This is a genomic window from Mesorhizobium sp. WSM4810, assembly GCF_055811235.1.
Genome location: NZ_JBVVQV010000005.1, coordinates 322,269 through 331,068, shown reverse-complemented (window position 1 = coordinate 331,068; position 8,800 = coordinate 322,269). Strand labels below are relative to the sequence as shown.

The window sequence follows — 8,800 nt, the reverse complement described above, 5'->3', positions numbered from 1 at the left end:
TTGACTAGCGCATCGGCCCGCAAATCGAAATCGATTTCGGAAAGCACGATGCGTAGAAGGTGCTGTAGCGTCCTTTGCGCGTCAAAAAGGACGCGGCGCTCCGGCATCGCGCTCAGCTGTCGAAGCGCTCCTTTCGCTCCCTCACGGGAGCACTATGCCAGCGGCTTGAGATTGGCCTCGATCGCAGCCCGTTTCGGTTCGAGGAACGGTGGCAAGGCCAGCCTTTCGCCCAGCATTTCCAGCGGCTCGTCGGCCGTGAATCCCGGGCCGTCTGTCGCAATCTCGAATAGTATGCCGTTTGGCTCGCGGAAATAGAGCGAGCGGAAGTAGTATCGCTCGACCTCACCGCTTGACGGAAGGCGGAACTCGGCCAGCCGCGCCGTCCATTGATGCAAAATCTCCTGGTCCGGCGCCCTGAATGCCACGTGGTGGACCGCACCGGCGCCCTGCCGTGCCGGCGCAAGGCCCGGCTGCACGGCGACATGAAGCTCCGCCGCCGGGCCGCCTTCTCCCATCTCGAAGACGTAAACCTGGCCCTGACCATCCGGCGAGGCATAGTCCCGCGCCTTGCGCATGTTCATCACCCTGGTCAGCACGGTTTCAGTGTTGGTGATGTCGGGAACGCTGATGACGATAGGCCCGAGCCCGCGTATCTGGTGCTCGATTGGGACCGGGCTTTGCACCCAGGGGTGACTGTCGCCCTTGCCGCCATCGCTGACGAGACGCAGGCGCTGGCCTTCCGGGTCTTCGAAGTCCAGCGACGGGTAGCCGCCGATATCGCCGATCTCTCCCGTCGCGCCGATCTCTTCCGTCGCGAGGGGCTCGCCGGACAAGTGTTGCTTCCACCAGGCAAGGCTTTCAGGGCTGGCGACCCTCAGGCTGGTCCGCACGATGCTGTTGGTGCCGCGCCGCTCGCGTCCGACCGGCCAATCGAAGAAGGTAAGATCGGTGCCAGGCGTCGCCTCGGCGTCGGCATAGAAAAGGTGATAGGCCGACGTGTCGTCCTGATTGACCGTCTTCTTGACCAGTCGCAGGCCCAGGGTCCTGGTGTAGAAACGAAGGTTTCCGGGTGCATTGGCCGTGATTGCGGTCAGATGGTGAATTCCTGTCAGTTGCAGGCTCATTGTCATCTCCCTGATCTCTGGAAAATTTTTCTCCTTAGATATCAGAACCCCGGCCCTGTCGCTGCTGCGGATTCCGACGGTCCGTCGTTGGCAGATGAAAGACTTGATCCCGGCGACGAGAAAGCCTGCTTCACTCGGGCAAACGGATCAGAACCGGCAAAACCTGGCACGCTCACCAAAGACCGCTCAGCCTCCTGACAGACTGCTGTCAGGAGGGGTGTGCGATAGTGTCTCCATAGAAAGAGAGGAGACCAGCTATGAACGGTTTTACCATTCTGCGTAGCGTTCAGCACTATGTCGGCAAGATCCGGACGATGCGCAACGAGATCCGCACCCGGCGTTTCATGAACGGGTTGCCGCAGAGCATCCGCAAGGACATCGGTTGGCCGGATAATTATGAAGGCCGCCACGGCCGCGGCCATTGAGGCGATTTTTTGCGGCAGCGGTTGCATGCCAACGCCACGCGCCCAGATAAACAGGTCAGGCGGACCGAAAGACGGAGCAGCAAATGTCGGAACAGAAAACTATCGGCGTTCTTTTCATCGATCGCTTCGCCGACTGGGAATACGGGCTGCTGGCGGCTTCGGCGGTCGAATGGTTCGGCGCACGCGCGGTTTCGCTGGCGCCGAACGGCGAACCGGTGACTTCGGCCAGCGGATTTATGCTGACGCCCGACCGCTCCACCGCGGTTGATGAAAACACCGATCTTGACGCCGTCGCGGTCATCGGCTCCGACCAGTGGGTCGATGCTCCGCCTGACGTCTCCGCACTGCTGACAGCGGTCGCAGCGCGCGGCGGTGTGGTCGGCGGCATCTGCGCGGGCACGCTGGCACTGGCGCGTGCCGGCCTGTTCGGCAACGCCAAACACACCAGCAATGGTCGTGACTGGATCAACGAAAAGGAACCGGGCTATCCGGGCGCCCAGAACTATCAGGACGTGCCCTATGCCGTCGCCGACGGTCGCATCGTGTCCGCGCCGGGTTCGGCTCCCGGCACCTTCGCTCTTGCCTATTTAAAGACGCTCTATCCCCAGAGAAGCAGCGATCTCGCTGAGATGCGCACGCTGTTCGCCAAGGAGTATGCAGAAGGGGAATATGCTGAAGCCTCCTGACAGTATGGTGTCAGGAGCGGCGTGCAATAATTCGAAAGTACCAGGAGACAGACATGGCCTTCATCCCTGCAAAACCTTCGGCATGGTTCGAGATTCCCGTCACCGACATGGATCGGGCGCGCGCCTTTTACGGGTCGGTGCTTCAGAACGATCTCATTCTGGAGGAGAGCGGCCCGAACCCGATGGCCATGTTCGCCGCGCAGGACCGAACGGCCTCCGGGCACGTCTACCCCGGGAAACCCGCGGCACCGGGAACCGGCCCGACCATCCATCTGTCGGTTGCCGCACCGATCGAGGACGCGATGGAACGGGTGAGGCAGAACGGCGGGCAGGTCGTCTCGCCGGCAATCTCCATCCCGGCCGGCACATTCGCCTATTGCCTCGACCCCGACGGCAACAGCTTCGGGCTCTTCGTCTAGGTGACGCGTGGTAAAGAGCTGGAACGACAGGCTGAACACGCCGGGCGTCAATGGCATCAAGCCGACGCCGCGCACTGTTGGCGACGTCGTCGAGGGCCAGCCGATACTGGTGCCGACGGCACGGCAGGTCGATGATTTCATCCGCTCCATTCCAAAGGGCGTGGCCATGGATGTCCGCGCGTTGCGCACCGCGCTCCCCATTGAGCACGGCGCCGAAGTGACATGTCCGGTCACCATCGGCTATCATCTGCGCACTGTCGCCGAGGCCGCCAACGAGGATCTGGAACGCGGCATGACGCTGAGCGACATCGCGCCGTTCTGGCGGGTGCTGGATGCAAAGACGCCGACAACAGGGAAGTTGTCCTTCGGCGCGGCATTCGTCGCCGCGCAGCGCAAGCGCGAAGGGCTTGAGCCATAATGCATCGCCCGAAAGTTGGAACCGGTTTGGGGACAACGACAGGCTAAAAACAACATCGAGGGACCGTACGATGCGCCGCGCCGACAGGCTCTTCCAGATCGTGCAGCATCTGCGCGGTGGCCGTCTGGTCACCGCCCAGAAGCTGGGCACGTGGCTCGAGGTTTCCGAGCGAACCATCTACCGCGACATCGCCGACCTGCAGTCGACGGGCGTGCCGATCGACGGCGAGGCCGGCGTCGGCTACATGATGAGGGAGGGTTTCGACCTTCCGCCGCTGATGTTCACGCGTGACGAGATCGTCGCGCTGGTCGCCGGCGCCCGCATGGTGCGCGCATTTGGCGGCGCTGCCATGGCGCGGGCCGCCGACGAGGCGCTGGTCAAGATCGGCGCCGTGCTGCCCGATGCCGAGAAGGACCGCATCGCCCGCACCGAGATCCACACGCCGATGTGGGTGGTGAGCGACGCCGCCCGCGAAGCCATCGACCTGATCGAGCGCGCGGTGGAAAAACGCCAGGTGCTGACCATCGACTACTCCGACGAAGCAGGCCGCAGCACGGTGCGCGACATCAGGCCATTGGGCCTGTGGTTCTGGGGCAAGGTGTGGACGCTGGTCGCCTGGTGCGAGATGCGCGACGACTTTCGCGCTTTCCGCATCGACCGCATTGCTTCAGTGGTCATAGCCGGCCGCGTCTTCAAGCCGGAGCGCGGCAAGCAGCTCGCCGATTTTTACCGTGCGGTGGAGCGCAGCGAGGACTACGGCATGGCGCCGGACCGGGCCGCGCGAACCTAGCCGCGGCGCTTCTTGCCTTCTCCCCTTGTGGGAGAAGGTGGCCGCGAAGCGGCCGGGGTGTTCCAGGGAACGCCGACGCCTCATTTCTTCCAACACCCCTCTTCCGTCTCGGCGCTGCGCGCCGATCCACCTTCTCCCACAAGGGGAGAAGGAAGAGGCGCCTCACTCCTCGTCGTCCTTGTCCTCGTCCTTCGACTTCAGCGCCGAGAGCTTGGCGAAGACGGCGTTGGCGTCGAGTTCCGCATCCTCGTCCCTTGGCTTCTCCGGCGCCGGCACGAGGCGCTCGGTCAATGCCGCCGGCAGCAGCGTGTCGCCGGCCGGCTGTGCCTGTTCGCGGCCACGCGAGGCGCGGTTGACTTCCATGTCGAGGTCGATCTGCGAGGCGAGCCCCAGCGTAACCGGATCCATCGGCTGCAGGTTGGCTGAGTTCCAGTGCTTTCTGTCGCGGATCTGGTCGATCGTCGACTTGGTGGTGCCGACGAGGCGCGCGATCTGCGCGTCCTTCAACTCGGGATGGTTGCGCACCAGCCAGAGGATGGCGTTGGGCCGGTCCTGGCGCTTCGACAGCGGCGTGTAGCGCGGACCCTTGCGCTTGGATTCCGGCACCCGCACCTTGGGGTCTGACAGCTTCAGCCGATGGTTCGGATCCTTCTCGGCGCGTGCGATCTCGTCGCGGCTCAGCTGGCCGGTCATGATCGGGTCCATGCCCTTGATGCCTTGCGCCGATTCGCCGTCGGCGATCGCCTTGACCTCGAGCGGATGCAGTCCGCAGAACTGCGCGATCTGCTCGAAGGACAGCGCGGTGTTGTCGACCAGCCAGACGGCGGTCGCCTTGGGCATCAGCAGCGTATTGGCCATTGCAAATATCCTTCTCGTTCGCCCGCGTTCCCGCGCGGGCGGTGGTTTTAGAGCCACCAAAATGGGAAAATCGCGGTTTATATAGCCGCTCCGTTGCCGTTCCGCAACGTTTTTGGAAGGTAGTCGCGAGATGGGGGGAGATATCGAACCTGTCAAGGCAGCCTTATCGGCTTCAGCATCGCGCCTTCGGTGAGCCGCTCAGCGGCCGCGGCCGCTAGCCCGGCAACAAAACGTCCTTCTGTCGGCATTTGCCGACTGTTAGTGGGAACATGTTTCATCCACATTTCGCTTCGGTAGCGGCGAGCTGCTTTGGGAGGGCAAGCCGCCGCCGATGTGGGCTAATCGATGTTGGAAACCGGGCACGCTGTCGCGGCGGGGTTGTTTCCGTTCGCCATTTCCTATGCGCTTCTGGCAATGCTGCCGGGCGCCAATTTTGCTGTCGTCGCGCAGGCCGGGCTAACTGCTTCGCGTGCCACAGCACTTTCGGCCGCCGCCGGCATTGCCCTAGGCGCGAGTTCGCTGGCGATGGTCATCGCGACGGGCGCTGCAGCGCTGCCGCCGGGGGGCATTGCGCACCAGATAGCCGCCAGCCTTTACGGCGCAATGCTGGTCTTCATCGGCTGGAATTCGATGCGGCGGGCGCTGTCGATCACGATCGGCGCCGACGAGCCGAAGCCGCTTCCCATCGTTCGGTACTTCCGGCTGGGGTTTGTTACGGCGGCGGCAAATCCGGCCACCGCATTGTTTTTGCATCCTCTGCGCTGAGCTTGAATACGCGCGGGCCAATCCAGATATCCGTGATAGCGCTGGTTTTTGCCATTGCAATCGCCTGGTTTGGCCTTGTCGGCCTGGCTATTTCCCAGCCAGCCATGCGCGAATTCTACAACCGTTTCCGCAAGCACGTGGACATCGTGCTGGGAGGCGCCTTGATAGCGATTGGTTTTGCCGCGCTTGGCCATTGAAGCAATAGGCGGTCTTCCACAGATTTGGCCGATCGTCATCTGCGATTGAGCGGTTCTGTGCTCTTGAGCAAGGCGACGAGTTGGCTTTGCTGACTTGTCCCGGTCTTGGCGAAAATCCGTTCGAGATAGGTCCGGCCGGTCTTCACGGTGATCTTCAAGTCGGATGCCGCATGTTTCAAGGGTCGTCCCTGCGAAAGCACGGCGGCCAGACGAGCCTCGGAGGGCGTCAGGTCGAACAGGCCCGCGAGGAGGGTTGGTGAAGGCACGACGGAACTGGCGCTTACCGCCGTCGCCGCGACCAGGATGTCCGCGCCGGAGAAAATATCATGTGCGGCGCGGCGCAGCGGCAAAAGATGGATGACCAGAGCCGGCCGGCTTTCGTTCGCAGCAACCGGAATGGATCGGATCGCGAAATCGTTGCGGTTCTCGAGAATGGCCCGCTGGAAAAGCGCATTGGCGGAGGCATTGGCGATCGCCATGCCGCCATAGGCGGTTGGCAGAAACATCTCGGTCATTTCTTCCAGCAGGCTGTTGGCCGTCAGCACGCGTCCCGATGCAGCCATGACCGCGGCCGGCAGCCCGATGGTCTCGAGTGCCGAGACGGTCGCCCTGGCCTGTTCCAACCCCAATCGCGCCGAGACCATGCCGGCCCGCGCGAAATGCGGGCGAAGCTGGTCCAGCCGATCGACCGACGCCCGATCGTAGGTGCCATCCTTCATCCACCGTTGAAAGACGAAAGTGTCGAGCTCGCCACTCGGCATCGCGACTGCCGAACAAACATGTGCGCCGATACCGGCCGCTCTCAGCTGTATCCGTACCGGATCACGTTCGACCTCTTCGGCTGTCAGGAAATCTTCGACCTGAACGAAGCTCGCCGGCTGCATGCTGCACATACGCTGAACGGCGTCAGAGAATTTCCAGCCGTCGCTGGCGACAAATTCATCAAACACGGATCGCAGCGAGTTGCCGTGAACCGGAGAAACGTCACTCAATCTGCCGCGGACCGGAGAATCGGCACTGAACAGGAAGATGGCGCCGGTGGCCGAACCAGAAAGACTGCCGGCAGCTTCGAGCGCATCGCCCCAAAGTTCCGGCACGAAAGCCGCCTCGTAGATCTTGTCCGTCAGATCGTCGAACATGGACGCAAGCCTGTTTCAGAGTCAGCACGCTACTGGCCCGGATCAGCGCTCCCACCCTCTGACCTAGTCCCGCGCGATCAAAATGCCCACGCTAAAACTGGAGTCAACCGCAGATTGCGGTCGAGTTGTATTCGGTTCTGGATAGTGGCCATCATAGCAGCCGCTGCTGTTGCCTCGGACTTCAAAACGACAAAACCCGCCGGACTGGTCCAGCGGGCTCGGAACCGGCGGCGGGAAATCCGCCTGCCTCGGCTCTTGCTTGGCGGATCAAAGCGTCTTGCGGGCGATCCTCTCGATGTCACCACGGTTGATGCCGAGGTCGTTTAGCTCGCGGGCGTTCAGGCGGTTCAGTTCGCGCACGGTTTCATTGTACATGCGCCAGTTACGGAAAGCACGGATCGGGTTCATGGTAGTCCTCCATCGTTTCGATGCCGCTCAAATAGGCACCGTTGATGAAAAGTTGAACAGACGCTTTTGCATGGCGGCAATGCGTTTGTTGCATTGCGCAATTAAGGTTTTGTTCAGCTTGCTTGCCGACCGTCAGCCGACATCGAGCACGATCTTGCCGATGTGGTCGCCGTCCTCCATCCGCTCATGCGCCCGCCACGCTTCCCTGAGCGGAAAGATCATGTCCATGACCGGTGCTACCTTGCGGGTGCCGAGCAGCGGCCACACCTGCGCCTCCAGAGCTGCGGCGATCGCCGCCTTGAATTCGACGGTGCGCGGCCGCAGCATCGAGCCGGTGTGGGTGAGCCGCTTGGCCATCATCTTCGAGAAGTCGGTGCTTGCCACCGCCCCGCTCTGCGTGGCGATCTGGACGATGCGGCCTTCCACCGCCGCGGCCTCGTAGTTTCGCACCACATAGTCGCCGCCGACCATGTCGAGGATGACGTTGGCGCCCTTGCCGCCGGTCGCGTCCTTGACCGCCGCGACGAAGTCCTCCTCGCGGTAGTTGATCGCCCGGTCGGCGCCGAGCTTCAGACAGGCGTCACACTTCTCCTGGCTGCCGGCAGTGGTAATGACATGAGCGCCGAAGGCCGAGGCGAGCTGGATCGCCGTGGTGCCGATCCCGGACGAGCCGCCATGCACGAGCAGCGTCTCGCCGCTCTTTAGAGCGCCGCGTTCGAAGACATTATGCCAGACGGTGAAGTAGTTTTCCGGTACCGCCGCCGCTTCGGTGTGGGTAAAGCCGGCCGGCAGCGGCAGCACGCTGCCGGCATGGACCTTGACGTATTCGGCATAGCCGCCGCCGGGCGTCAGCGCGCAGACCCGGTCGCCGACGCGCCAGCGCGATATCTCGTCGCCAAGAGCGGCAACTTCGCCTGACGCTTCGAGGCCCGGCAGGTCCGACGCACCAGGCGGCGGCGGGTAGACGCCCTTGCGTTGCTGCACATCCGGCCGGTTGATACCGGCGGCGCGCACCCGGATCAGGATTTCGCCAGGTCCGGGCACGGGCACGTCGCGCGTTTCCGGTTTCAGAACCCGCGGTCCGCCGGGTTCCGAGATCGCGATGGCCGTCATCTTCGCCGGAATCTTGTCCTGTCCACTCGCCATGAATTTTTCCCGTCTCGCTTCGCCGGTTTCTTGCCGACTTGCCGGTTTTATTGCCGACTGTTTGCATCCATGCCCTTGCCCTATGTATGCTGATTGCCAAATCAGGCAAATGGCCACTGCAGCGCCGGGCGTGCGATTGGACGCGCCAAGGACGCTGTAGCCGTTTAATTTTGACGCATGAGCGAGGAGCGACGATGGCGATCTTCGACGACGAACCCAAAAAGAAAGCGCGCCCGCATGAGATTGGGCAGGATCTGTCGCTGCTTTCCGTCGATGAACTGTCCGAGCGGATCGGCATCTTGCGCGACGAGATCGCCCGGCTCGAAGCCGAACTCAAGACCAAGAGCACCACCAAATCAGCGGCCGAGGCGCTGTTTCGCCGCGGATAGTTTCCAGAGCCGAAGCGCCCGCCGCCGAAAAGCTCG

General features: G+C 62.8%; 13 protein-coding genes. 8 read left to right on the top strand and 5 right to left on the bottom strand.

Annotated elements, in window-relative coordinates:
- Positions 1-152: 152 nt before the first annotated feature.
- Positions 153-1,124: a ring-cleaving dioxygenase gene (locus AC0L3O_RS10730; protein WP_473615519.1), complete on the bottom strand. Its 972-nt coding sequence runs from the start codon at positions 1,122-1,124 to the stop codon at positions 153-155.
- A gap of 257 nt (positions 1,125-1,381) precedes the next feature.
- Between AC0L3O_RS10730 and AC0L3O_RS10725 the strand changes: the two genes are divergently transcribed.
- The 5 genes from AC0L3O_RS10725 to AC0L3O_RS10705 all read left to right on the top strand — a co-directional run bounded on the left by AC0L3O_RS10725 (position 1,382) and on the right by AC0L3O_RS10705 (position 3,862).
- Positions 1,382-1,549, top strand: a complete 168-nt coding sequence (locus AC0L3O_RS10725; protein ID WP_082982284.1) for a hypothetical protein — start codon at positions 1,382-1,384, stop codon at positions 1,547-1,549.
- Positions 1,550-1,632: 83 nt separating this feature from the next.
- Entirely contained in the window at positions 1,633-2,235 is a 603-nt protein-coding gene (locus tag AC0L3O_RS10720; RefSeq protein WP_473615518.1) for a DJ-1/PfpI family protein, read from the top strand.
- A 53-nt stretch (positions 2,236-2,288) separates the two neighbouring features.
- Positions 2,289-2,654 carry a VOC family protein gene (locus tag AC0L3O_RS10715; RefSeq protein WP_473615517.1) on the top strand — a complete coding sequence of 122 codons (366 nt, stop codon included), beginning with the start codon at positions 2,289-2,291 and terminating at the stop codon, positions 2,652-2,654.
- A gap of 7 nt (positions 2,655-2,661) precedes the next feature.
- Positions 2,662-3,072, top strand: coding sequence for a hypothetical protein (locus tag AC0L3O_RS10710; protein ID WP_473615516.1), 411 nt, complete (start codon positions 2,662-2,664; stop codon positions 3,070-3,072).
- Positions 3,073-3,142: 70 nt separating this feature from the next.
- Positions 3,143-3,862: a helix-turn-helix transcriptional regulator gene (locus AC0L3O_RS10705; protein WP_023797058.1), complete on the top strand. Its 720-nt coding sequence runs from the start codon at positions 3,143-3,145 to the stop codon at positions 3,860-3,862.
- A gap of 162 nt (positions 3,863-4,024) precedes the next feature.
- Here AC0L3O_RS10705 and AC0L3O_RS10700 read toward each other — a convergent pair whose 3' ends face one another.
- Complete coding sequence (locus AC0L3O_RS10700; RefSeq protein ID WP_027152980.1) at positions 4,025-4,720, bottom strand: DUF1013 domain-containing protein; 696 nt, start codon at positions 4,718-4,720, stop codon at positions 4,025-4,027.
- 345 nt (positions 4,721-5,065) lie between these two features.
- On the opposite strand from AC0L3O_RS10700, the gene AC0L3O_RS10695 reads away from it, so the two are divergent.
- Together AC0L3O_RS10695 and AC0L3O_RS10690 are read left to right on the top strand one after the other, a co-directional pair.
- Entirely contained in the window at positions 5,066-5,485 is a 420-nt protein-coding gene (locus tag AC0L3O_RS10695) for a LysE family transporter (protein ID WP_473615515.1), read from the top strand.
- Between the two features lie 32 nt (positions 5,486-5,517).
- Positions 5,518-5,682, top strand: coding sequence for a hypothetical protein (locus AC0L3O_RS10690; protein WP_473615513.1), 165 nt, complete (start codon positions 5,518-5,520; stop codon positions 5,680-5,682).
- Between the two features lie 35 nt (positions 5,683-5,717).
- Here AC0L3O_RS10690 and AC0L3O_RS10685 read toward each other — a convergent pair whose 3' ends face one another.
- The 3 genes from AC0L3O_RS10685 to AC0L3O_RS10675 all read right to left on the bottom strand — a co-directional run bounded on the left by AC0L3O_RS10685 (position 5,718) and on the right by AC0L3O_RS10675 (position 8,375).
- On the bottom strand, positions 5,718-6,821 hold the full coding sequence (locus AC0L3O_RS10685; protein WP_473615512.1) for a helix-turn-helix transcriptional regulator: 1,104 nt from the start codon (positions 6,819-6,821) through the stop codon (positions 5,718-5,720).
- A gap of 267 nt (positions 6,822-7,088) precedes the next feature.
- The gene (locus tag AC0L3O_RS10680) at positions 7,089-7,229 is read right to left on the bottom strand and encodes a DUF1127 domain-containing protein (protein ID WP_023797054.1); all 141 of its coding nucleotides are present in this window, start codon (positions 7,227-7,229) and stop codon (positions 7,089-7,091) included.
- Between the two features lie 132 nt (positions 7,230-7,361).
- Positions 7,362-8,375 (bottom strand): NAD(P)H-quinone oxidoreductase, encoded by a 1,014-nt coding sequence (locus AC0L3O_RS10675; RefSeq protein ID WP_091593305.1) that lies wholly within the window; start codon positions 8,373-8,375, stop codon positions 7,362-7,364.
- A gap of 194 nt (positions 8,376-8,569) precedes the next feature.
- Between AC0L3O_RS10675 and AC0L3O_RS10670 the strand changes: the two genes are divergently transcribed.
- Positions 8,570-8,764: a DUF1192 domain-containing protein gene (locus tag AC0L3O_RS10670; protein WP_023797052.1), complete on the top strand. Its 195-nt coding sequence runs from the start codon at positions 8,570-8,572 to the stop codon at positions 8,762-8,764.
- Positions 8,765-8,800: the final 36 nt, after the last annotated feature.